This is a genomic window from Bordetella muralis, from assembly GCF_965139205.1.
Classification (GTDB): Bacteria; Pseudomonadota; Gammaproteobacteria; order Burkholderiales; family Burkholderiaceae_B; genus Bordetella_A; species Bordetella_A muralis.
Genome location: NZ_CBCSIU010000035.1, coordinates 1 through 21,615, shown reverse-complemented (window position 1 = coordinate 21,615; position 21,615 = coordinate 1). Strand labels below are relative to the sequence as shown.

Genomic DNA, 21,615 nt, shown 5'->3' with positions numbered 1-21,615 from the left:
CATGACGCAGCAACATCCTCCAATCATGGGTCAGGGCATCGGGGCGCGCCTGACTCGCAAGGAAGACGAGCGCTTTCTGCGTGGTCAAGGGCAATACGTGGGTGATATGCGTATGCCGGGTACGCTGGACGTGGCGTTTGTGCGTTCGCCGCTGGCGCATGCGCGCGTGGCCCATATTGAAAAGCCGCAGGGGTACGAGCATCTGGTCTATACGATGCAGGACATGGAGAGCGTAAAGCCCATCCTGGCGGCGTCGCGCTTGCCGGGTTTTCGCACGTCGGTCCAGTATCCCTTGGCGATGGAAAAGGTGCGCCATGTGGGAGAAATGGTCGCTATGTGTGTGGCGCCGTCGCGGGCGCGTGCCGAGGATCTGGCCGCGCAGGTCTGGGTCGATTATGAAGAGCTGCCAGTCATTGCCGACATGCATGACGCTGCCAACGGCGTGGCGCCGCAGCGCATCCATGATGAATGGGATGGCAATGTATTTCTGGAAACCCGCGTCGAACGTGGTGAAGGACAAGCCCGGCAGTCAGGAGCGGTGACGGTATCGCGCAAACTCTCTACCTCTCGCCAATGCATGATGCCTATGGAGGGGCGCGGGGTCTTGTGTTGGTGGGATACGCGGATGGATCAGCTCGTGATGGTGAGTGCCGCACAGTTGCCGCATATCAATCGCACCGGGTTGGCGGAATGTCTGGGCCTGGACGAAGGGCGCATTCGTGTTGTCTCCCCCGACGTGGGCGGCGGGTTCGGATACAAGGGTATTCTGCTGCCCGAAGAAATCTGCTGTGCGTGGCTGGCCATGCACCTGAAGCGTCCGGTGCGCTGGCTGGAGGATCGCCGCGAGCATTTGAGCGCCAACGCGAATTGCCGCGAACATGCTTATGACATCAGTGTCACCGTGAATGCCGATGGACGGCTGGCGGGAATCGAGTGCGATGCGATCGTGGATTCGGGCGCCTATTCCTCGTACCCGTTTTCGGCCTGTCTGGAGGCCGCGCAGATCGGTTCGATTTTGCCGGGGCCATACCGCATGGATGATTTTCTGTGCCGTACTCGCTCGGCCGCTACGAACAAGCCTCCTATCCTGCCGTATCGCGGCGTGGCGCGCACCGGTGTGTGTTTTGCGTTAGAAGTCATGATGGATATGGCGGCGCGTGCGCTGGGCGTGGAGCCTTATGTATTGCGTCAGCAAAGCCTGGTGCGGCCGCAGGATATGCCGTACACCAATATCACAGGCAAGACGTTCGATTCCGGGGATTATCTGTCTTGTTTGAATCGAGCGGTGGAGGGTTTGAACTGGACGCAGTGGCGCGCGCGTCAGGCGCAGTGGCAGCCCGCGGGCGCGCGTCCGCAACGCCGCATTGGTATCGGATTGTCGATATTCTGCGAGCAAGGCGCACACGGGACGTCGGTGTATCACGGCTGGGGCATTCCCATGGTGCCCGGATATGAGCAATGTCATGTGCGCCTGACGCCGGACGGCATCCTGGAGGTCCAGATCGGCGTGCATTCGCATGGACAAAGTCTGGAAACCACCATGGCGCAGATTGCGAACACGGTGCTGGGCATTGATGCGGCACATGTGCGCGTACTGCATGGGGATACGGCCACGTCACCGTATTCCACTGGCACCTGGGGATCGCGCTGTGCGGTCATGGCTGGCGGCGCTGTAGGGACGGCTTGCGAGGAACTCGGCACGCGGATGAAACGCATCGCTGCCAGTCTGCTGGACTGTCCGGAAAGCAACCTGGTGTATGTGCAGGGGGGCATCGCGTCCCGGGATGGTTCGCAGCGCGTGAGTTACGCCCAGATTGGCCACACGTGGTATCGCGCGCCGCAGAAACTGCCGGCAGATGTGAATCCCGGCGGCCTGGCGCTCACGGCGGGCTATCGCATGCAACCGGATGGCGGCACGTTCAGCTATGCCTGCCATGCTTGTGCGGTGGAGGTCGATACGGCGACAGGCTTTGTCAAATTGCTGGATTACGTGGTGTGTGAAGACGGCGGTGTATTGCTCAACCCCATGGTGGTCGAAGGGCAACTGCTGGGAGGACTGGCCCAAGGTATCGGTACGGCGTTGTATGAGGAAATGCCGTTTGACGAACAGGGCCAGCCGTTGGCATCGACGTTGGCGGATTACATCGTGCCCGGTGCGGGTGAAATGCCGCGGGTGCGTATCGATCATATGCAGACGCCGAGCCCGTTCTCCAAGTTCGGACAAAAGGGGATAGGCGAGGGTGGCGCGATCGCACCGCCGGCGGCGATCGTGAATGCGATCAATGACGCGTTGGCGGATCTGGGGGCAGAGGTCTTGTGCGTGCCTGCCAGCCCGCCTCGTGTGTTGGCTGCCATCGAACAGGCGGAGGCTGCCCGATGAAAGCAGTTGCTTATGAGTTGGAGCGCGTGCGCAGCGTGAACGATGCCTGGTCTGCGCTGGCGCGCGACGAGTTCTACAAAGCCATCGCGGGCGGGCAGTCTTTGGGTGCCATGTTGAATCTGCGATTGGCTCAGCCTGAGCGCCTGATCGACCTGGATGCGATTGCCGAGCTGCGCGCCAGCACCGTGCAGGGGGATGAGCTCTTTTTGGGAGCGATGACGACCCACGCTGCGATCGAAGATGGCAAGGTGCCGGATGTGACACATGGCATGTTGGCCCATGTGGCTCATGGTATTGCCTATCGTGCTGTGCGCAACCGGGGTACGGTGGGCGGCAGCTTGTGCCACGCAGACCCTGCTGCCGATTGGGTCAGTGCCATGGCCGTGATCGGCGCGACGTGCGACGTCGTGGGGCCGCACGGCACGCGCGGGGTGCCCGCCGAGCAGTTTGTGCGTTCGGCCTTCGAGCCCGATCTCAATCCCGGAGAGATCCTGGCCCAGGTTCGGGTGCCGCGATTCAGTGCGAACGCACGCTGGTCGTATCGCAAACATTGCCGCAAAACGGGTGAGTTTGCATTGGCGATCGTGACCGGTGTGGTGGACCCTGATCGTGGCATCGAACGGTTGGTGCTGGGCGCGTTGGATGGGCCCGTAACGGCTCACTGTGGTCCGGATCTATACGCGCGCCTGGCTGATCCTGCGGCGCGAGCGGCTTTGCTGGACGCATCGGAGTCGGGTTTGTCGTATGAGCGTCGTGCCTGGCACGGCGATCTGCTGGCCAGTGTGGTGGCTGATTTGGGAGCAAAGCAATGACGGTGCCTCTCGATTTTCCAGAGGTGAACGAGGTTGACGTTGCGTTGACGGTCAATGGGGCGCTTTTTCGCATTCATTGTGAACCGCGCACGCATCTGGCTGATGCGCTGCGCGAGCATTGCGGACTGACGGGCACACATATCGGGTGTGAGCATGGGGTGTGCGGCGCCTGTACGGTGGAAGTCGACGGCGCCCCGCAGCGGTCATGCCTGCAGTCCGCTGTGCGTTTCGAAGGCAAGCACGTCACGACGGTCGAGGCGTTGGATGACGATGCGTTGACGGCGGCATTGCGCACGGCATTTTCAGCGCATCACGCGTTGCAGTGCGGCTATTGCACGCCCGGCATGTTGATCACCGCACGCGACATTGTCCGTCGCCTGCCGCACGCTGACGAGGCTCGGGTGCGCGATGAACTGGCTGGAAATCTATGCCGATGCACGGGATATCAAGGCATTGTCGATGCCGTGATGCATGTGTTGTCGACCTATCGCTCGGGGGAATAGAGACATGAAAATTGAACAGTCTTTTGACGTGGCCATGCCTTTGGCAACGGTATGGGCCGCGTTTCATGAGCCTGCGCTGCTGGTGCAATGCTTGCCAGGAGCTTCGTTGCGGGGCGAACCTGTTGGCGATGAGTTGCCGTTGCTCTTCAAGGTGAAGTTGGGGCCGATTGCCGCTGCATTCGCGGGCCTCGGGGTGCTGTCGCTGGATGAGGCTGGACACTCGGGCGAGATGACCGGTCAGGCCACGGACGGGAAAAGCAATAGCCGTGTCAAAGGAGCAGCCCGATTCAGCGTCGTATCGCAGGATAGCGCCGTCACGACAGTCAATGTCACCGTGGACTTCAGCATCACCGGATCGTTGGCTCAGTTCAGCCGCGAGGGAATTGTGCGTGCATTGGGCGATCAGTTGACGAAGCAGTTCGCGCAGAACTTGCAGGCGATGTTGAGCACTCAGCGTAATACGCCCGCGGATGACATTCATAGCACAAGCTCAGTTCAAGTGATCGCGTCCGAGTCAGGTGCCATAGTGATCCCGTCGGACGGAACCGGCACGTCCTCGGAGAGGATGCCAAGGAACGCCGCATCGCAGTCAATGGGTCAGGCTAAAGCCGTGCCGCAACCCGCCGAGGCGCCCGCACTGAATTTGTTTGCTCTCATGCTGGCCATGATGCGTGATACCTGGAAAAAATGGATGGGCCGGGACAAGCAGGCAAAACGGAGTACGACATGATGCCGTCCACTGTCGCGCCAACGCGTGATATCGGGCGCATGCTGGCGCCATTGCAGCATGCGTATTGGGCAGACGTCGTGCGCCTGCGCGATGCGTTGCCTGATCTGGATTCCCGTGTGCTGTTGCACGCAGGGCCCGCGTATGCCGCCGATGCCGTGGTTCCCGTGCCGGTGATGCAGGCCGCGGCGCAGGCGGTGGTATTTGAGGGGGCGGCGGCGGATGTTCCTGCCGCGCTACAGCTGTTGGCATCGGGGGCCTATCGTTTCGAGCCTGCGCAAAACCACGGCGTGGTGACGCCATTGGCTCAGGTCGTATCGTCGCGCATGCCTATGGCAGAGGTGCGTCTGGGGGAAACGGCCCGGTATGCGCCGCTATTGGAGGCAGGCGTGCCTTCTTTGCGTTTTGGCTCGCAGGACCCCTCGTGCGTCATGGCACTACATGTCATCAGCCGTTTGGGCCTGGGGGGGCTGGCGCCCTGTCTGCGCTCATCTCCGTTGGCCGTTGCGCCATGGCTGCGCACTGCCTTGCAGCAGGGGGATGAGTGCCATTCACGCACCGGCGTTGCCAATCAATCGATGATTGAAGCATTGGTCGCCGCATTTCCTGCGTTGAGCGACGAACTGCTTTCCACGTTGTCGAGCAATCCCAATTTCGTGCTGACGTTGATCATGGCAGCCTGCGCTTGCGTGTTGGAAACACAGGACGGCGATATCAAGGCAGCCGGCGGCAATGGGGTCGATTTCGGTGTCCGGATGGCAGGCGAGTCCTGCTGGCGCACGGTGCCAGCTACTGCTCCCATTGGTTGCTTTATTCCTGGTCTTGAAAACACGGCGGTATTGGGAGCTATCGGCGATAGTGCGGTGGTCGATTTTTGTGGATTGGGTGGTCAGGCATTGAGTCTGGCGCCAGCGCTGTTGAGTTTGTGGCAAGACCAATTGCCCACGGATGCAGCCAACCGTGCCCGGCATGTGCTGAATGAGCAGACGGGGTTGGTGTGTGCGAGATCTATCGCGCAGAGCCGGGTGTCGCCCATTGTGCATCTGGCGATGGTCGAAGCGCACGGAGTGCAGGGATTGGCGGGGCGGGGGTTCTATGCGCCACCAGTGTCGTTGTTTACGTCGTTGTTGCAGGGTTAGGGCCACGAAAGCATACGTGGGTGGTCATCGTTTCGCAATTGCTCATTTTGGAGTGTTCCATGTTTACGAAATACCGGCTTTATGCCCTGATCGCAGCAGGCACGCTGTTTGCGGCGCCTGCGATGGCGCAGGAAACCATCAAGATTGGCGTCTCGCAGCCGTTGACCGGCCCAGTGGCGGCGGCTGGCACCTATGTCGCCAATGGCGCCAGACTGGCGGCGGAGCAGTTGAACGCGCAAGGCGGTGTGCTTGGCAAGAAAATCGAATTGATTGTCGAAGACAACAAGTCCAATCCGCGTGAGGCGGTGAATACGGCAGAGAAACTGATATTGCGTGACAAGGTGCCCGTGATGATAGGGGCGTGGGGATCGACATTCACGCTGGCAACCATGCCCAAACTGCAAGAGTACGGTGTCCCCATGGTGGTAGAAACCGCGTCGTCGTCCAAGATCACGACGGCGGGCAATCCCTGGGTGTTTCGTATCAGTCCCACCTCACGCATGGAGGCGCTGGCATTCGCGAAACAGCTGCAATCCTTTTCGCCTGCGATCAAGAAAGTCGATTTTCTGGCAGTGAACAATGATTGGGGATTGGGCGCTACGACGGAATTCAAGAACGTGTTTGCACAGCACGGGATAGAGGTCGGCCGCGTGGAAACGATGTCGCCTGATGCAACTGACTTGTCGGCGCAATTGGCGGCTTTGCGCGAAACGGGCAGTGATACTTTGATCGTGACCTCGGGTGTCGAGCAGTTGACGCTGGCAATTCGGCAAGCGTCTGAACAACGGTTGAAGCAGCGCATCATCACGACGGGCGGTTCGTTTCCCGAACCCCTGATCCAGAATCCGGGGCCGAAGGGTTATGTCAGCACGCATCTGCTGTTTTTCTCGCCATGGACGGCCGACAAGGCCTTGCACCCCGAAATCGCCAAGGCCTATATGGATGGCTGGAAGCAGAAAGGCTATCCGTTTCCGGGTTTGACGGAAGGGTTTCGCGGTTATGACGCGGTGCTGACGGTAGCCGATGCGATCAAGCGAGCAGGCAAGGCCGAGCCTGAAGCGATCCGCCAAGCGCTCTGGGAAACCAAGGTTGCAGGCGTGAATGGCGATGTCTCGTTCATCAAGGATGGCCCGGCAGGCAAGGAAAGCGGCCAGAACGAACCCAATATCTACATCGTGCAGTTAAAGGACGGCGTGGTGTCGGCGCAGTAAGGATTGGCGCTGTTGCCGCGGTCTTTGCAGGGCCGCGGCGCCGAAAGCAAGCACACAGGAGTTCTGACTTGGATCAAATCATGCAACACGCCGTCAACGGCCTGGTGCTGGGCGCGACCTACGCGTTGCTGGGTATAGGGTTGACATTGGTGTTCGGCATCATGCGCGTCGTCAATTTCGCGCATGGGGAGTTGTATGCGTTAGGCGCCTACGTGGCTTATGCGCTGGTGTCGCTGCTGGGATTGGATTTTTTCAGTGCCCTGCTGTTTTCGGCTGTCGCCGGGTTTCTGATCGGCAGCGTGATCGAGTTCGTCCTGCTGCGCCGCTGCAAGCTGGAAAACATCGATGAAGTCATGTTGATCATGATCGGTGTAATGATCATCATGCAGAACGCAGAGCTGATGTTATGGGGCGGTGTGGCCAAGGTGGTGCCCACGCCATTTTCGCAAGAGCCGTTGATATGGGGCGGCGTGGCATTGTCGCCGACACGGCTGTTCGTATTGTGTGCGGCCGCGGTGTTGCTGCTGGTGTTTTATCTGGTGATCGAACGGTCCAGATTGGGGATGGCCATGCGGGCCACGTTCCAGGACAAGGACGCTGCAAAGATCGTGGGCGTAAATGTCTCGAGTATTTATACGCTGACATTCGCGTTGGGCTCGTGCCTGGCGGCGGTGACGGGGGCGCTGCTGGCGCCTATCTTTGTGGTCAGTCCGACGATGGGCGATCTGGCCAGCCTGAAGGCATTTGCGATCGTGATTCTGGGAGGGCTGGGCAATATTGGCGGTGCTGCGTTGGGGGGATTTGCGCTGGCAATGATAGAGGAGTTCGGCGCCAGTTATATCTCGACCTCGTATCGCGATGCGCTGGGGTTCATCGTGATTCTGATCGTGATGGTCATGCGTCCGCAAGGCCTGTTTGCGGTCAAGGAAAGGGTGGGTTGACGTGAAATGTATCGTGTTTCTGATTTGTGTAGCGGCACTCGCACTGCTGCCTGTGCTGTGGTCCGACCCGTATATGTTGTCGGTGGTCTCGGCGGCCGGCATCATGATCGTGGCGGCCATCAGCCTGAATCTGCTCTTGGGTTTCACCGGCCAGCTCAGTCTGGGGCATGCCGCGTTTTTCGGCATAGGCGCCTATACCAGTGCGCTGCTGTCTTTGGGTTTCGATGTGAATCTGGGGTGGGGTCCATTGGTGGTTGATCCTAAACCCGTATGGCTTGCCTTCGTGATGGGCATTGCGGTTGCCGGCCTGGCTGGATGGCTGGTGGGCAAGCTGGCTTTTCGCGTACGCGGCGCCTATTTCGTGATTGTCACGATCAGTTTTGCCCAGGTGATGCGCATGGTGGCGTTGAATTGGGTGGACTTGACCGAGGGACCCATGGCGTTGACGGCCATTCCTGCGCTGACATTCTGGCTGCCCGGGCAGGGCGTGATTGAGCTGGTCAGCAAGGCAGCTACGTATTGGCTGGTGCTTGCCGCCGGTGTGGTGGCGTATGTGCTGGTGGCACGGCTGGTGCACAGCCGCGCGGGGCGGGCGGTGATTGCATTGCGCGAGAACGAAACACTGGCTAAATCCATCGGCATTCCCGTGACGCGATATCTCGTGATCGCGTCGGTGTTGTCGGCCGCTATTGCCGGCGCAGCGGGCGGGCTGTACGCACACACGGTGCGCATTATCGATCCCGATGTGTTCTTGTTCGTCTATACGATCACGATGGTGATCATGGTAGTGGCAGGCGGTAAAGGAACCTTGGCCGGCCCGGTCGTAGGGGGAGTGATCTTCGGCCTGATGCCGGAGGTCTTGCGCGGTGTGGTGCCGCCGGAAGTCCAATGGATGTTGTACGGCGCGTTGATGATTCTGATTCTGTTGTTCCTGCCTAAAGGCATTGTGCCTGCCGGGGCTCGCGCTGTGCAATGGTTCAAAAGCCGGGGCAAGACAGATGCGGTGATCGATACAAAGCCTGCGATTGCAGTGCGCTCTGCTGTATCAGAAGGAGGGCGAGCATGAACCTGGTGATGCCGCATACTGCAGTGCCGGTCAGGCCGATGGGTAATATCGCGTCCGGCATGCTGCAGCCGTCTCTGGATCGCCCGGTCTTGTCATTGCATGACATTACCGTGCGTATTTCGGGCCTGGTGGCACTGAACAATGTCAGTTTCGATGTGATGCCGGGACAGATCGTCAGCCTGATTGGTCCCAACGGCGCCGGCAAGACGACGGCGTTCAACGTGATATCGGGCTACATGAAGCCGACGTCGGGCCGCGTGGTGCTGTTTGGTGACGATATTGTGGGCATGAGCCCGAATCAGATTGCAGCCCGCGGACTGGTGCGCAGTTTTCAACGCACCAGTGTGTTCGGGCAGTGTTCTGTGGCGGACAATATTTTGATGGCATTGCACATGCAGGGCCGTGCAGGATTGCTGTCGTCGCTGTTGCGCTTGCCGTCTTTCAAGCGTGAGGAACTTGCATTGCGGGATCGGGTGCATGAAGTCCTGACGTTTGTGGGCCTGACGCATCGCGCGGCAGATATCGCCGCGAATCTTTCGTACGGAGAGCAGCGTCTGTTGGGGGTGGGGATTGCCCTGGCGGCCAGGCCCCGGCTGTTGCTGCTGGATGAACCGGCAGCGGGATTGAATCCCTCGGAAACGGAAGACTTCAAGGCCATGATCCGCCGCATCGGCGACAGCGGCGTCACGATTCTCTTGGTAGAGCATGACATGCATATGGTCATGTCGATCTCGGACTACATCGTGGTGTTGAACCAGGGAGTGCGTATCGCCGATGGCGGACCGCGCGCGATCCAGGAACACCCCGAAGTCATACGCGCTTATCTAGGATCAGGACTGAAACGTGCTAAAGGTTGACGACATCGTTGTGCATTATGGCGCCACACGCGCCGTGGACCACGTATCGCTGAGTGTGGAAGAAGGCGAGTTCGTGACCTTGATCGGCTCGAACGGCGCGGGTAAGTCCAGTACCTTGCGAGCGATCAGCGGGCTGGAGCCTGTGGTGTCAGGATCCATCACGTTCGATGGCTATCCGATCGCGCAGGCGAGCGCGCAGAACATCATCGAGCGCGGTATCGCACATTGCCCGGAAGGCCGGCGCGTGTTTGCACAGTTGACGGTGCGAGAGAACCTGGAAATGGGCGCGTATCGGCGCAGCGACCGGCAACGGATCCGTGATGATATCGAACGCATGTTCGACAAGTTTCCGCGTTTGCGTGAACGGGTTGCACAACCTGCCGGGACCTTGTCGGGGGGCGAGCAGCAAATGCTGGCTATCGCGCGTGCGCTGATGTCGCGGCCACGGTTGGTGATGTTTGACGAGCCGTCGTTAGGACTGGCACCGAATTTCGTCGAACAGGTATTCGAGCTCGTTGCGGATATCCGCAAAGGCGGCACCACGGTGTTGATGGTGGAGCAGAATGCCTATGCTGCACTGGAGCTGTGCGACCGGTCGTATTTGTTGGAGACCGGTCGCGTGGTTTTTCATGGATCTGCACAGCAGATGCTGAACAATCCGGATATACGGAAAGCCTATCTGGGCGGCTAGCAGTCACACCGCGCAGCCCCGACCCGCATTTATCTCCTGCGCCCCAGTGCCGCCGCGGCGATGAGGATCAGGGCGATGATGACGAGTATGGGCTTGTCACCAAAACGCGCGTAGGGCGTCAGGCCCGTCATGCCCTGAACGGAGACAGGCAAAATGCCAGCTTGGTGTGCCGGCAGTTGGGCGGCGACGGCGCCATGTGCGTCGATGGCTGCGGTGATGCCCGTGTTGGTCGCTGCCAGCATGGGACGGGCGGTTTCCAGGGTACGCAAGCGCCCGATCTGCAGATGCTGACGCAATGCCCAGGTATCGCCGAACCAGCCCAGGTTGCTGACGTTGACCAGGATGGTGGCGCCGGGCTCTCCATTGGCGCCGGGATGCAGCGCAGGCAGGAGCTCGACGCCGAAGAGGTCTTCGTAACATATGTTGAAGGCGACGTGCTGGTCGCGCACGTGAAACGGCGCTTGCCGGCGTTCACCGCGATCGAAATCCCCTAGGGGAATACTGAGCATGTCGACAAACCAATGGAATCCGGGAGGGACATACTCTCCCCACGGCACGAGATGGTGCTTGTCATAGCGTTGTTCTGTGGTGCCCTGGCGCAGTTGTTCCAATGGGGTGTCGGCGTTGAAGCCGATGACGCTGTTGGTGTAGCTGTCATTGCCGTCGGTGCCCTTGGTGCGCAGCGGGACGCCCATGGCGATGGTGGCCGAGTTGCGTGCGGCCAGGGTGCGCCAGGCTTCCCAGACGGCAGGGTCCAGGCGGTCCTGGAAAATGGGCAGTACGGTTTCGGGCAGGATGATCAGTTCGGCGGGCGGGGCTGGCAGCGCAGCCAGCTCGAGGTGACGGCGGATGCCCAGTTCCAGCAACTGAGGGTCGAATTTTTGAGACTGCTCGACGTTGCCTTGTATGAGCCGCACTTGCAGAGGCGCCCCGCTGGGCTGCGACCAGTTGACGCCGCTCAACGGCCAACCGGCAATGACCAGCAAGAGCGCCAGCGCGCAGGCCAGATTGCGGCGCGCGTCCCCGGCTTTGATATTCCCGCGGGCCGAGCGCAGGGCCTGCCACAGTCCCGCGAGGGCGGCGGCGGCGAAGGCTGACAGTAATGCCATGCCATGGATGCCCAGCACGGGCGCCCAGCCGGCAAGCGGACTATCAACGTGGGCGTAGCCGATATTCAGCCACGGAAATCCTGTCAGGACAGTGGCCCGGATCCATTCCAGCAAGGCCCACGCTGCTGCCCAGGCGGCAGCCGTGACCAGCAGCCGGCGAGCGGGTGATGGATTGGGTTCGCCGAGGGCCACTGGCGGGCACAGCCAGCGCGCCAGCATGCCAGCTGCGGCGGGAAACAGGGCAAGAAAGGCCGACAAGGCCAGTACGCCAGCCACGGCCAGGGGCGCGGCCAGGCCGCCGTAGTAATGCAGGCTGACGAAAATCCAGTACAACCCCAGCGAGTAGCTGGCAAAGTTGAACAGCCAACCTCTCAACAGGCTCTGCCGCAGGCTGACCGCTCGCAAGGTGGCGTGCGCTGCGCACGCCAGCGCCAGGATCTGTACCAGCGCCAGAGACCACGCGGGTAAGGGGCTTGGCGCAAAGGTCAAGGCGTGTACAGCGCCTGCGGCCACCAGGCCCAGTGTTGCCCAGAGAGGGGCGCGGCCGAACGTCATCCGTTGTTGCTCCGAAAAAAACCGGCATTGATGCCGGGAAGGAAAGGGATACCGCAGCAAGGCTGCACAAGGGGGGTGATCACGACCTGTGACAACCCTCGCCAATCGGGGCCAGGGCAATCAAAGGGCGGGCGATGCCGCGTTAGCGGTGCTGTTCGCATCAGCGCCTGGGACGCGTTTGGCGCGAAGCCATAGCGCACGGCGCGCGTCGGCCCGTATGACCTCGATCATCATATCGCCGTGCGAGGCGCTGTCGCCTCGGCGCGGGATGCGTCCCAATTGGCCGCCCAGCCATCCGCCTACGCTGTCGTATTCGTCGTCGGGCAAATCCGTCGCAAAGGCTTCGTTGAAGTGACTGATTTCCGTGGTGGCCATCAGGCGCCACTGATTTTCGCCTTCGGGGAAAATGCTTTGCTCGTCTTCTTCGTCGAATTCGTCTTCGATGTCGCCAACGATCTGTTCGAGAACGTCTTCCATGGTGACCAGGCCGGAGATCCCGCCGTGTTCGTCGATGACGATGGCCAGGTGATTGTGGCTGGCACGGAATTCGCGCAGCAGTACGTTCAGACGCTTGGCTTCAGGGATAAAGACGGCCGGACGGATGAGCGAACGCAATTCCATATCCGGGTCCAGCATGCCGCGCAGCAGGTCTTTGGCCAGCAAAATCCCGATGATGTTGTCGCGATCGTCTTCGTAGACCGGAAAGCGCGAGTGCGCAGTATCGATGATAAATGCCAGCTGTTGTGGCAGGGGCAGGGATACGTCAAGCAAATCCATGCGCGAACGCGGCACCATGATGTCGGCGACGGTACGTTCGGATACGGCCAACGCGCCTTTGATCATGCCGTACGATTCGACGTCCAGCAGGTCTCGATCATGGGCGGCATCCAGGACGGCTTTAATGCCCTCGCGGTCCTCGGGCTCGCGCCGGACGAGGGCCAGAATGCGGTCTAGCAGGGATTTCGTTGCGGTTTTGGGCGCGCGGGTCGCGTTCGCCTCGGTGGTAGGGTAAGGGTCGGACATCGTCCTAGCGGACAAGTTATAGAAAGGTCAGCATAACCGAATATCGGCTGCAAATTTGTTACGAAGGCGGGGAGGCTAGGGGAAACGAGGACGGTTTGCGCGGCGGGAGAGGCCGGCTCATGGTCTGGCCCGGCCCGCCGAGGTGTGCCTCAAGCGTACGGATCGGCAATGCGCATGCCGGCGAGAATCTCGGTTTCGAGGGTCTCCATGCGGCGGGCGTCGCGCGCCTTGATGTGGTCGTAGCCCAGCGCGTGCAAGACGCCGTGTACGGTCAGGTGAGCCGCGTGGTCCAGTAGGGTTTTGCCCTGTTCGCGGGCCTCGCGTACGAGCACAGGGACACAGATGACGATATCGCCGCGGGCCGTGCCGAGCGGATCCGTGCCGTATTCGAACGTCAGTACGTTGGTAGCGTAGTCTCTTTCGCGATAGGCGTGGTTGAGCTTGCGGCCCTCTGCCTGGCCTACCAGGCGCAGGCTGAATTCTGCCCGGGTGCAGTCGACCAGGCCGTCACGCGCGGCCCCGTCCAGCGCCCGGCGCGCCCAACGGCGCAGGCGCCAGCGCGGCAGGCGCGGCTCGGTGATGCCGTATTGCACAGCGAGGGAGAGTTCGGGCAGAGTCAGCTCGGCGTTCATGGTGGTGGTGTGAGCGGCAGGCGCAGACCGGTCAGGGTTCATGTTCTATTGCGGGCGGCCCCAAGGGCCGGATGCGTTGGCTGGCCTGTTAATGCACCGGTTTTGGTCGGCGCATTGCCAGGCTGGCACGTCGCTCAGGATTCCTCTTCGGCGGCTTTGTCGTAGGCGTCCACAATACGGGCGACCAGCGGGTGGCGCACCACGTCGCGGCTCGTAAAGCGGGTGGTCGCGATACCCTGGACGTCTTCGAGTACCCGCACGGCATGCGCCAGACCGCTCTGTTGACCGCGCGGGAGGTCGACCTGCGACGGGTCGCCGGTGATCACGGCTTTGCTGCCAAACCCGATGCGGGTCAGGAACATCTTCATCTGCTCGGGCGTGGTGTTTTGCGCCTCGTCCAGAATCACAAAGGCGTGATTCAAGGTGCGGCCGCGCATATAGGCCAGCGGCGCGATTTCGATGGTCTGTTTTTCGAACAGGCGCTGGACTTTGTCAAAGCCCATCAGGTCGTACAAGGCATCGTAGAGCGGGCGCAGGTACGGGTCGACTTTCTGGGCCAGATCGCCGGGCAGAAAGCCCAGGCGTTCGCCAGCCTCGACCGCGGGGCGGGTCAGCACCAGCCGTTGCACCGAATCGCGCTCCATGGCGTCGATGGCGCAGGCAACGGCCAGCCACGTCTTGCCCGTGCCGGCAGGGCCGATCCCGAAGGTGATGTCGTGCTTGAGAATGTTTTCGAGATATTCACGCTGCCGAGGGGTACGCGGCCGCAGATCGCTGCGCCGCGTCCGCAGGGCGATGCCGCCATCTTCGCTGGCGGTAGGCAGCGAGGCCGGCTCGATGCCGCGCGGGTCGGTCGGCTGCGATTCGTTGCGGCCCACGCCCATTTCGACCAGGCCGAGTTGAATATCGTCGACCGACAGGGCGCGATGCACGGCTTGTTCGTGAAAGCGTCGCAGGGCGCGGCCGGCTAGTTCGGCGCGTTCGCCCTCGAGGGTGACGCGGTTGCCGCGGCGTGCCAGGGTGACACCCATGCCATCGGCGAGCTGACGGAGATTTTCGTCGAGCGGGCCGCAGAGATTGGCCAAGTGGGTGTTGTCGCCTTCCAGGTTGATGATGGTCGGCATGGTGCGTCGGGTGCGGCTGCGTGGTGCGGTCATTCGTGGCCTTATGCGGGACTGTGTGCAGAGTGTTGCGCGGCAGGCGCCGATACGTCGTGATCCGGGCCCTCGACGTCCGCGACGCGGGCGCGCAACGAGTTGGGATAGGCTTCGGTGATGATGACATCCACCATCTGGCCGATCAGCCGGGCCGGCGCGGGGAAGTTGACGATCCGGTTGTTTTCCGTGCGGCCCATCATCTCGTTAGGGTCGCGCCGAGATGGGCTTTCTACCAGGATGCGTTGGCGAGTGCCGACCATGGATTGCGCGATGGCGGCGGCCTGTTTGTTGATCAGGGCTTGCAATTGCTGCAGGCGACGCAGCTTGACGTCCTGCGGTGTGTCGTCGGTCAGGTCGGCGGCAGGGGTGCCGGGGCGGCGTGAATAGACGAAGGAGAACGAGGTGTCAAAACCCACGTCCTCGATCAGTTTCATGGTTTTCTGGAAGTCTTCTTCGGTTTCACCGGGGAAGCCCACGATGAAGTCCGATGACAGGGTCAGGCCGGGGCGCGCTGCGCGCAGGCGCCGCACCACGGATTTGAATTCCAGTGCGGTATAGCCGCGTTTCATGCCAGCCAGCACGCGGTCGCTGCCGGCTTGTACGGGCAGGTGCAGGAAGGAGACCAGCTTGGGCAGGCGAGCGTAGGCATCGACCATGCGCTGCGTCATTTCCTTGGGGTGCGAGGTGGTGTAGCGGATGCGCTCGATGCCGGGGATTTCGTGCACATATTCCAGCAGCATCGCGAAATCGGCGATTTCGCCCGAGTCGCCCATGGGGCCACGGTAGGCGTTGACGTTCTGGCCCAGCAGGGTGACCTCTTTCACGCCCTGATCGGCCAGATCGGCAACCTCGATCAGCACATCGTCAAAGGGGCGCGAGACCTCGACGCCACGCGTATAGGGCACCACACAGAAGCTGCAGTATTTGCTGCAGCCTTCCATGATGGAGACGAAGGCCGAGGCGCCGTCCACCCGAGGAGGCGGCAGGGCGTCGAATTTTTCGATTTCGGGAAAGCTGATGTCAACCTGGGATGCTCCGGAGTCGCGCCGGCGCTGAATGAGTTCGGGCAAGCGGTGCAGGGTTTGCGGGCCAAACACGACATCCACGTAGGGGGCGCGTTTGACGATGGCCGCACCCTCCTGGCTGGCCACGCAGCCGCCCACGCCGATCACCAGATTCGGATTGGTTTTTTTCAGGTGCTGCACGCGGCCCAGGTCGGAGAACACTTTTTCCTGTGCCTTTTCACGCACCGAACAGGTGTTGAACAGGATGACGTCGGCGTCTTCGGGGTTGTTGGTGAGCTCCAGGCCCTGGTCGCCGCGCAATACATCGGCCATCTTGTCCGAGTCGTACTCGTTCATCTGGCAGCCAAAGGTGCGGATGTAGAGCTTGCGGACCCCGGACGGGGGCGCCGTGACGCCAGCGTCGGGCACTAGGGGATTCGGGGTGGCGGGGGAGGATGCTGCGGGCGCAGGGGCGCCAGCGCGCTTGAGTGAGGTTTCTTGCATGATGTGCGCCGTGACGGGTGTAGATCCCGGGGGCGAAAGGAAAAGAAACAATCATTTTACCGCGTGCGGGTATTTCAGTCTTGGTCTGGAGACAATTGGCGTATACGATGTGGACCGCGCGGCACCGCCTTGATGGGTCGTGAATGGTTCGCTATCTACTCTTATCTCCATGACATCTACTCAAGGTTTGCCTCCTGTCTCCCCCGTGGAGGCGATTCCCACGACCGAGGCCGAGGTCGTCTCGGCCCCTCATGTGATTTCTCATGCTATGGCAGATTTCCCGCGCAGGCCTTTTCGTGGCGTGTTGTTGACCGCGTGTTTTGCGCTGTTGCTGCTATTGATGAGCCGCTGGGTCGACCAGCCGTTGACCCTGGCTATCGAAAAGCATATGTCGCCGGTGGTCAACGAGGTCTTTGACTACATTGGTTTTCTAGGCGATAGCGAGATGTATTTGTTCGCGGCGCTGTTCGTCTACGTGGTGTCGCTGATCGGTATTCGCCGTGGCTGGGCCTGCCCGTTCCGAGCGGGTTTTGAGCGGCTGGCCCGCTATGGCGTGCTGGTGATCGGCTCGATGGCCGTGGGTGGTTTGATTACGCTCATTCTAAAAAAACTGGTCGCGCGTACACGGCCCGAGGTGTTGCTCGAAGATGGGTGGCACGGCCTGGTTGAGCCGTTTACTCGGGGTCATGACTACACCTCTTTTCCGTCCAGCCACACGCTGACGGCGTTTGCGGTCGCTGCCGCTATCGGTGAGATCGCGCCTCGTTGGCGGATGCCGGCGTTGTTGCTGGCGGCCTTGGTGGCGATCAGTCGCGTGATCAATCGGGATCACTTTCTTTCGGATGTCACGGCCGCTGCGGCGATTGGCATCATGGTGGCGCATTACCTGGCGCCGTATGTGTTGGATGAGCGGCATCGCTGGATGCTGCGAAAGCCCTGGCGGAAGTAGTTTTTCTGCGAGTTGGCTCGGGGCCGAGGTGTATTCAGGCTCGGCCGAGCGCCCCCTCTATCCGCATCGTTTCCAGACCCCGTCAAACCGGTCCGCTCAGGGCCCGGACGGGGTGCTGTTGCTTGTAACGCTAAAATACCTGCGCTCGTTTGCAGTCTGCCAATAAGAGTTTTCTGCCGAGCAGTGTGGGTAATCTGACACAAAAAAGCAAAGATTTAAACGGGGGGACCATTTCACGATGGTCTCTGGAAGAAGGAATTCGATATGCCTGACTTGCGTCCTCACAGTCGCAGAACCTTTCTGCTCGCCTCTAGTGCCGGGATGGCACTTACTGGCTTGGCCGTGCCTCTGCGTGCCAATGCCAAAGAAGCCGCAGTTCAACTTGATAAATACGAGCCCGTCTATTTCACGCCCGATGAGTGGAGCTTCGTGCTCGCGGCCACCTCCCGGCTGATCCCCTCTGAGGGCGACGGCCCTGGCGCGCTGGAAGCTCACGTTCCGGTGTTTATCGATCGCGAATTGGCGGGCGAGTATGGCAGCGCCAAGGATTGGTACATGCAAGGGCCGCACGACCCCACTGCGAGCGCTGACCGAGGCTGGCAAAGCCCGCTGAATCCTGCGGAACTCTACCGCAAGGCGATCCCCGCGTTTAACGCCTGGTGTGAGTCGCGCTGGAACAAGGATTTCAAGAGCCTGCCCCCCGAACAGCAGGACGAGGCGCTCACCGCGCTGCAAAAAGGCGAAGCAAAGCTGGCGCCGGAACTCAGCTTCTTCTTTGCCACGTTGTTGAGCAATACCAAAGAAGGCTATTTCGCCGACCCCATGTATGGCGGCAACTATGGCATGCAATCCTGGAGCTATATCGGGTTTCCGGGGGCACGCGCCGGCTTTACAGAGTGGGTGGACCAGCACAATGTGAAGTATCCGCTGGGTCCGGTTTCCATCAAAGGCGAAAGGGCTTGAAGCATGGCACGCATTGAAAAAAAGAAGGACGTGGTAATCGTCGGTTTGGGCTGGACAGGTTCCATCGCAGGGATTGAGCTGGCCGCTGAAGGGCTGGAAATCGTGGCACTGGAGCGCGGCCGCGACCAGAACACGGTGCCTGAGTTCAAGTATCCCAACCAGATCGATGAGCTGAAGTATGGTGTGCGGCTCAAGAACATGCAGCATCCCAGCCAGCAGACGGTGACGGTTCGCCGTCGCGATTCGGAAATCGCTTTGCCGTATCGCTCGATGGGCTCATTTCTGCCTGCTAATGGCGTGGGCGGTGCCGGTACTCACTGGAACGGTCTGCTGTGGCGGCCGCAGCCTGAAGAAATCCAGTTGCGCAGCTACGTGAAAGCGAATTGGGGCGAGTCCATCATTCCAGAGGGAATGAATTTGATGGACTACCCGGTGACCTACGATGAGCTGGAGCCGTTTTTCACGCAGTTTGACCGCGTCGCCGGCATTTCTGGCAAGGCAGGTAACCTCAAAGGCAAGATCCAGGAAGGCGGGAATCCGTTTGAGGGCTGGCGATCGGAGGACTATCCCATGCCGCCCCTGCCGCGTACCTATGACTCGACCAAGTTCGAGGCCGCCTGTAAGGCCATGGGTTATCACCCGTTCCCCGCGCCAGCAGGGGTCGCGTCCACCGCCTACGTGAATCCGTACGGCATGCAGATGGCGCCGTGCAATTTCTGTGGTTTCTGCGAACGCTATGGTTGTTATCAGTATTCCAAGTCGTCGCCGCAGACCGCCATCCTGGACGCACTGAAGCGCAAGCCGAATTTCACCTATCGCACGCATGCCGAGGTGCTGCGCGTAGAAATCGCGGCCGATGGCAAGACTGCCACTGGCGTGACTTACTTCGATGCCATCAATCAAGAAGAAGTCTTTCAGCCTGCCGATCTGGTGATCCTGTCTGCGTACCAACTGAATAACGTGCACCTGTTGCTGGTGTCGGGCATTGGCAAACCCTATGACCCGGCTACTAACGAAGGCGTGACGGGCAAGAACTACGCCTATCAGATGAACGGTGGCGTGACCATGTTCTTCAAGGATGCCAATTTCAACCCCTTTATCGGGCACGGCTCGAACGGCATCTGTATCGATGACTTCAGCGTCAACCAGAACGACTTTGGCAAGCTGGGCTTTATCGGCGGCGCCTACTGGCGCTCGGGTACCTTTAATGGACAGCCTATTCGCTCTATGAGTTTGCCCAGCGGTACGCCGACCTGGGGCGGCAAATGGAAGGAAGCCATCAAGGAATATTATGGCCGCTCCATGTCGATCGGCTCGCATGGTTCGCATATGTCGTACCGCGCCAACCATTTGGATTTGGACCCGACTTACAAGGACCCGCATGGCCGCCCGTTGATGCGCATGACCTTCAATTGGCAGGAAAACGATCTCAAGATGAACCAGTACATGAAGCTCAAGGCCGCAGAGGTGGGACGCGCGATGAAGCCGGACCTGATGCAGCTGGGATTCAAGGATATCGGCGCGCAGTACGACGTGCGGCCCTATCAGACCACGCACAATACGGGCGGTCACATCATGTCCGACAGCCCGCTCGAAGGCGTGGTGAATCGCTATTGCCAGGCCTGGGACAAGCACAATGTGTTCGTCATGGGCGCAGGCAATTTTGTGCAGAACACGCAGTACAACCCGACCGGTATGGTCGGTGGCCTGGCCTACTGGACGGTGAACGCCATCCGTACGCTGTATCTGCGCAATCCCCGTCCCCTGGTTTGAGGAGAACAAGATGAAAAAAGTGCTCCGTATTCTGGGGGTCTTGGTGGTACTGGCGATTGTCGGTCTGCTGGCCTTTATCTATGTTCCTGTCCAAACCACTCCGCCCAAGGAGATCTTGGCGGCCGATGGAAAAATCGAACCCGGCCGTGGCGAATACGTCATGCGTGCGGGTGACTGTATGGCGTGCCATACGGCGACTGGCGGCTCGCCTTTGGCCGGTGGCCGGGGCATCGAAAGCCCCATGGGCACCATCTGGTCGTCGAACATCACTCCCGACAAGGAAACCGGCATCGGTAACTGGACGCTGGATCAGTTCCGCGCCGCGATGGTCGATGGCGTGGTCAACGGTAAGCACCTGTACCCGGCCATGCCCTACGAGAACTATCGCTTTATGAGCGAGAGTGATATCCAGGCTTTGTATACGTACCTGATGAACGATGTGAAGCCGGTGAAAAACGAGGTGCAAGCGACGGAACTGGCGTTCCCGTTCAATCTGCGCTTTGGCATCCGGGCCTGGAACTGGTTGGCTTTGAGTGGCGATTCGTCCTTCAAGCCGATGGAGGGCGGCAATGAGCAGCAGCTTCGAGGCCAGTATCTGGTCGAAGGCGCCGGCCACTGTGCAGCCTGCCACAGTCCGCGTACGGCTTTCATGGCACAGGATGGCACGCGCTTGGGTGACGCCAATTTCCTGACGGGCGGTGAGTTGGACGGCTGGAGTGTTCCTGCGCTGCGAGGTCCCAACTCGGGTATCGAGAAATGGTCCACTGCGGAACTGGCGGCGTATCTGGGCACGGGGCGTAATGCACACGCCATCGCGAATGGGGAAATGGCATTGGCAATCGAGCATTCATTGCAATATCTGAATGATCAAGACTTGAATGCGATGGCGGTGTTCCTCAAGTCCGCGGATGGTCAGGCGGTGCAAGAGGCGCCCAAGCAGGTGGCCGCGCCTGGTCCCCGTCCGATGGCGGCTGCGCCCGCTGACGAGGCTGGGCAAGCAACTGCCAAAATGCTGACGGCTGCTTCGCCTGATATGCCTCTGGGGGCGCGTCTGTACCTGGACAATTGCGCTGCTTGCCACTTTGTCACTGGCAAGGGAGCTCCGGAGATATTCCCTGAGCTGCAGGGCAATGCGATGATTCAGGGCAAGGATCCTGGTCCGCTCGTATCGGTCATCCTGAACGGGACTTCTGTTCCGTCGACGGATCGACGCCCGATGCATCTGGTGATGCAGGGGTATTCGGATCGTTTGAATGACGAGGAAGTCGCGGCGCTGGCTAGCTTTGTGCGTTCCGGATGGGGCAACAAGGGCGGTGAGGTGTCGGCGGACCAGGTGGCTAAGGTTCGCTCGGCAGGTTCGCAGCATTGAGTGTGAGGGGTCTGGCTTTACTGCTTTGTTGGTAGGGTCGGACTGTTTGCTGTGTCTGGGGCTGTGTTTTTGTCTGTTTGAGTTGGGTTCTTGAGCCGTTTGCCGCAGCCGGGTAGGCGTGGCGGACGGGCCCGGTCGGCTGACTCGTCCCCTCAACGGGGACTCGGCCTTCGCCCGCGCATCATCGGCGGGCCGGGGGCCAAACTCGCTTCGCTCAAACATGGCCCCCGGACTTCCCCCGCCAATCCTC

General features: G+C 60.6%; 19 protein-coding genes. 14 read left to right on the top strand and 5 right to left on the bottom strand.

What is annotated here, in order from left to right:
- Position 1: 1 nt before the first annotated feature.
- The 10 genes from ACNA0I_RS25515 (at position 2) to ACNA0I_RS25470 (ending at position 10,327) form a co-directional block, all read left to right on the top strand.
- Entirely contained in the window at positions 2-2,380 is a 2,379-nt protein-coding gene (locus ACNA0I_RS25515; RefSeq protein WP_415808830.1) for a xanthine dehydrogenase family protein molybdopterin-binding subunit, read from the top strand.
- On the top strand, positions 2,377-3,192 hold the full coding sequence (locus tag ACNA0I_RS25510) for an FAD binding domain-containing protein (protein ID WP_415808829.1): 816 nt from the start codon (positions 2,377-2,379) through the stop codon (positions 3,190-3,192). Before ACNA0I_RS25515 ends, ACNA0I_RS25510 begins: the two co-directional genes overlap by 4 nt.
- Positions 3,189-3,695 carry a (2Fe-2S)-binding protein gene (locus ACNA0I_RS25505; RefSeq protein ID WP_415808828.1) on the top strand — a complete coding sequence of 169 codons (507 nt, stop codon included), beginning with the start codon at positions 3,189-3,191 and terminating at the stop codon, positions 3,693-3,695. The genes ACNA0I_RS25510 and ACNA0I_RS25505 overlap by 4 nt, the downstream gene beginning before the upstream one ends.
- Positions 3,696-3,699: 4 nt before the next feature.
- On the top strand, positions 3,700-4,425 hold the full coding sequence (locus tag ACNA0I_RS25500; RefSeq protein WP_415808827.1) for an SRPBCC family protein: 726 nt from the start codon (positions 3,700-3,702) through the stop codon (positions 4,423-4,425).
- A complete protein-coding gene (locus ACNA0I_RS25495; RefSeq protein ID WP_415808826.1) occupies positions 4,422-5,561 on the top strand; it encodes an oxamate carbamoyltransferase subunit AllG family protein in 1,140 nt (379 codons plus the stop codon). Before ACNA0I_RS25500 ends, ACNA0I_RS25495 begins: the two co-directional genes overlap by 4 nt.
- A gap of 59 nt (positions 5,562-5,620) precedes the next feature.
- Positions 5,621-6,772 carry an ABC transporter substrate-binding protein gene (locus ACNA0I_RS25490; protein WP_415808825.1) on the top strand — a complete coding sequence of 384 codons (1,152 nt, stop codon included), beginning with the start codon at positions 5,621-5,623 and terminating at the stop codon, positions 6,770-6,772.
- 80 nt (positions 6,773-6,852) lie between these two features.
- On the top strand, positions 6,853-7,713 hold the full coding sequence (locus tag ACNA0I_RS25485; RefSeq protein ID WP_415808824.1) for a branched-chain amino acid ABC transporter permease: 861 nt from the start codon (positions 6,853-6,855) through the stop codon (positions 7,711-7,713).
- A gap of 13 nt (positions 7,714-7,726) precedes the next feature.
- On the top strand, positions 7,727-8,779 hold the full coding sequence (locus ACNA0I_RS25480; RefSeq protein WP_415808823.1) for a branched-chain amino acid ABC transporter permease: 1,053 nt from the start codon (positions 7,727-7,729) through the stop codon (positions 8,777-8,779).
- Entirely contained in the window at positions 8,776-9,636 is an 861-nt protein-coding gene (locus tag ACNA0I_RS25475) for an ABC transporter ATP-binding protein (protein WP_415808822.1), read from the top strand. The genes ACNA0I_RS25480 and ACNA0I_RS25475 overlap by 4 nt, the downstream gene beginning before the upstream one ends.
- Positions 9,623-10,327 (top strand): ABC transporter ATP-binding protein, encoded by a 705-nt coding sequence (locus ACNA0I_RS25470; protein WP_415808821.1) that lies wholly within the window; start codon positions 9,623-9,625, stop codon positions 10,325-10,327. The genes ACNA0I_RS25475 and ACNA0I_RS25470 overlap by 14 nt, the downstream gene beginning before the upstream one ends.
- A gap of 29 nt (positions 10,328-10,356) precedes the next feature.
- Here ACNA0I_RS25470 and lnt read toward each other — a convergent pair whose 3' ends face one another.
- The 5 genes from lnt to miaB all read right to left on the bottom strand — a co-directional run bounded on the left by lnt (position 10,357) and on the right by miaB (position 16,311).
- Positions 10,357-11,991 (bottom strand): apolipoprotein N-acyltransferase, encoded by a 1,635-nt coding sequence (gene lnt, locus ACNA0I_RS25465; RefSeq protein ID WP_415808820.1) that lies wholly within the window; start codon positions 11,989-11,991, stop codon positions 10,357-10,359.
- 120 nt (positions 11,992-12,111) lie between these two features.
- On the bottom strand, positions 12,112-13,014 hold the full coding sequence (locus ACNA0I_RS25460; RefSeq protein WP_415808819.1) for an HlyC/CorC family transporter: 903 nt from the start codon (positions 13,012-13,014) through the stop codon (positions 12,112-12,114).
- Positions 13,015-13,163: 149 nt separating this feature from the next.
- Entirely contained in the window at positions 13,164-13,646 is a 483-nt protein-coding gene (ybeY, locus tag ACNA0I_RS25455; protein WP_415808837.1) for an rRNA maturation RNase YbeY, read from the bottom strand.
- A gap of 134 nt (positions 13,647-13,780) precedes the next feature.
- Entirely contained in the window at positions 13,781-14,803 is a 1,023-nt protein-coding gene (locus ACNA0I_RS25450; protein WP_415808818.1) for a PhoH family protein, read from the bottom strand.
- Positions 14,804-14,811: 8 nt separating this feature from the next.
- Entirely contained in the window at positions 14,812-16,311 is a 1,500-nt protein-coding gene (miaB, locus tag ACNA0I_RS25445; protein WP_415808817.1) for a tRNA (N6-isopentenyl adenosine(37)-C2)-methylthiotransferase MiaB, read from the bottom strand.
- Positions 16,312-16,480: 169 nt separating this feature from the next.
- Here miaB and ACNA0I_RS25440 point away from each other — a divergent pair, with 169 nt between their 5' ends.
- From ACNA0I_RS25440 to ACNA0I_RS25425, 4 genes are all read left to right on the top strand, one after another.
- Positions 16,481-17,260 carry a phosphatase PAP2 family protein gene (locus ACNA0I_RS25440; RefSeq protein ID WP_415808816.1) on the top strand — a complete coding sequence of 260 codons (780 nt, stop codon included), beginning with the start codon at positions 16,481-16,483 and terminating at the stop codon, positions 17,258-17,260.
- Positions 17,261-17,524: 264 nt separating this feature from the next.
- Entirely contained in the window at positions 17,525-18,223 is a 699-nt protein-coding gene (locus ACNA0I_RS25435) for a gluconate 2-dehydrogenase subunit 3 family protein (RefSeq protein WP_415808815.1), read from the top strand.
- Positions 18,224-18,226: 3 nt separating this feature from the next.
- Complete coding sequence (locus ACNA0I_RS25430; RefSeq protein WP_415808814.1) at positions 18,227-19,996, top strand: GMC family oxidoreductase; 1,770 nt, start codon at positions 18,227-18,229, stop codon at positions 19,994-19,996.
- 10 nt (positions 19,997-20,006) lie between these two features.
- Positions 20,007-21,365 carry a c-type cytochrome gene (locus ACNA0I_RS25425; protein WP_415808813.1) on the top strand — a complete coding sequence of 453 codons (1,359 nt, stop codon included), beginning with the start codon at positions 20,007-20,009 and terminating at the stop codon, positions 21,363-21,365.
- Positions 21,366-21,615: the final 250 nt, after the last annotated feature.

Coding starts and splice junctions, on each gene's coding strand:
- ACNA0I_RS25515 (WP_415808830.1), top strand. CDS start 2: ATGACGCAGCAACATCCTCCAATCATGGGTCAGGGCATCGGGGCGCGC.
- ACNA0I_RS25510 (WP_415808829.1), top strand. CDS start 2,377: ATGAAAGCAGTTGCTTATGAGTTGGAGCGCGTGCGCAGCGTGAACGAT.
- ACNA0I_RS25505 (WP_415808828.1), top strand. CDS start 3,189: ATGACGGTGCCTCTCGATTTTCCAGAGGTGAACGAGGTTGACGTTGCG.
- ACNA0I_RS25500 (WP_415808827.1), top strand. CDS start 3,700: ATGAAAATTGAACAGTCTTTTGACGTGGCCATGCCTTTGGCAACGGTA.
- ACNA0I_RS25495 (WP_415808826.1), top strand. CDS start 4,422: ATGATGCCGTCCACTGTCGCGCCAACGCGTGATATCGGGCGCATGCTG.
- ACNA0I_RS25490 (WP_415808825.1), top strand. CDS start 5,621: ATGTTTACGAAATACCGGCTTTATGCCCTGATCGCAGCAGGCACGCTG.
- ACNA0I_RS25485 (WP_415808824.1), top strand. CDS start 6,853: ATGCAACACGCCGTCAACGGCCTGGTGCTGGGCGCGACCTACGCGTTG.
- ACNA0I_RS25475 (WP_415808822.1), top strand. CDS start 8,776: ATGAACCTGGTGATGCCGCATACTGCAGTGCCGGTCAGGCCGATGGGT.
- lnt (WP_415808820.1), bottom strand. CDS start 11,991: ATGACGTTCGGCCGCGCCCCTCTCTGGGCAACACTGGGCCTGGTGGCC.
- ACNA0I_RS25460 (WP_415808819.1), bottom strand. CDS start 13,014: ATGTCCGACCCTTACCCTACCACCGAGGCGAACGCGACCCGCGCGCCC.
- ybeY (WP_415808837.1), bottom strand. CDS start 13,646: ATGAACGCCGAGCTGACTCTGCCCGAACTCTCCCTCGCTGTGCAATAC.
- ACNA0I_RS25450 (WP_415808818.1), bottom strand. CDS start 14,803: ATGACCGCACCACGCAGCCGCACCCGACGCACCATGCCGACCATCATC.
- miaB (WP_415808817.1), bottom strand. CDS start 16,311: ATGCAAGAAACCTCACTCAAGCGCGCTGGCGCCCCTGCGCCCGCAGCA.
- ACNA0I_RS25440 (WP_415808816.1), top strand. CDS start 16,481: ATGACATCTACTCAAGGTTTGCCTCCTGTCTCCCCCGTGGAGGCGATT.
- ACNA0I_RS25435 (WP_415808815.1), top strand. CDS start 17,525: ATGCCTGACTTGCGTCCTCACAGTCGCAGAACCTTTCTGCTCGCCTCT.
- ACNA0I_RS25430 (WP_415808814.1), top strand. CDS start 18,227: ATGGCACGCATTGAAAAAAAGAAGGACGTGGTAATCGTCGGTTTGGGC.
- ACNA0I_RS25425 (WP_415808813.1), top strand. CDS start 20,007: ATGAAAAAAGTGCTCCGTATTCTGGGGGTCTTGGTGGTACTGGCGATT.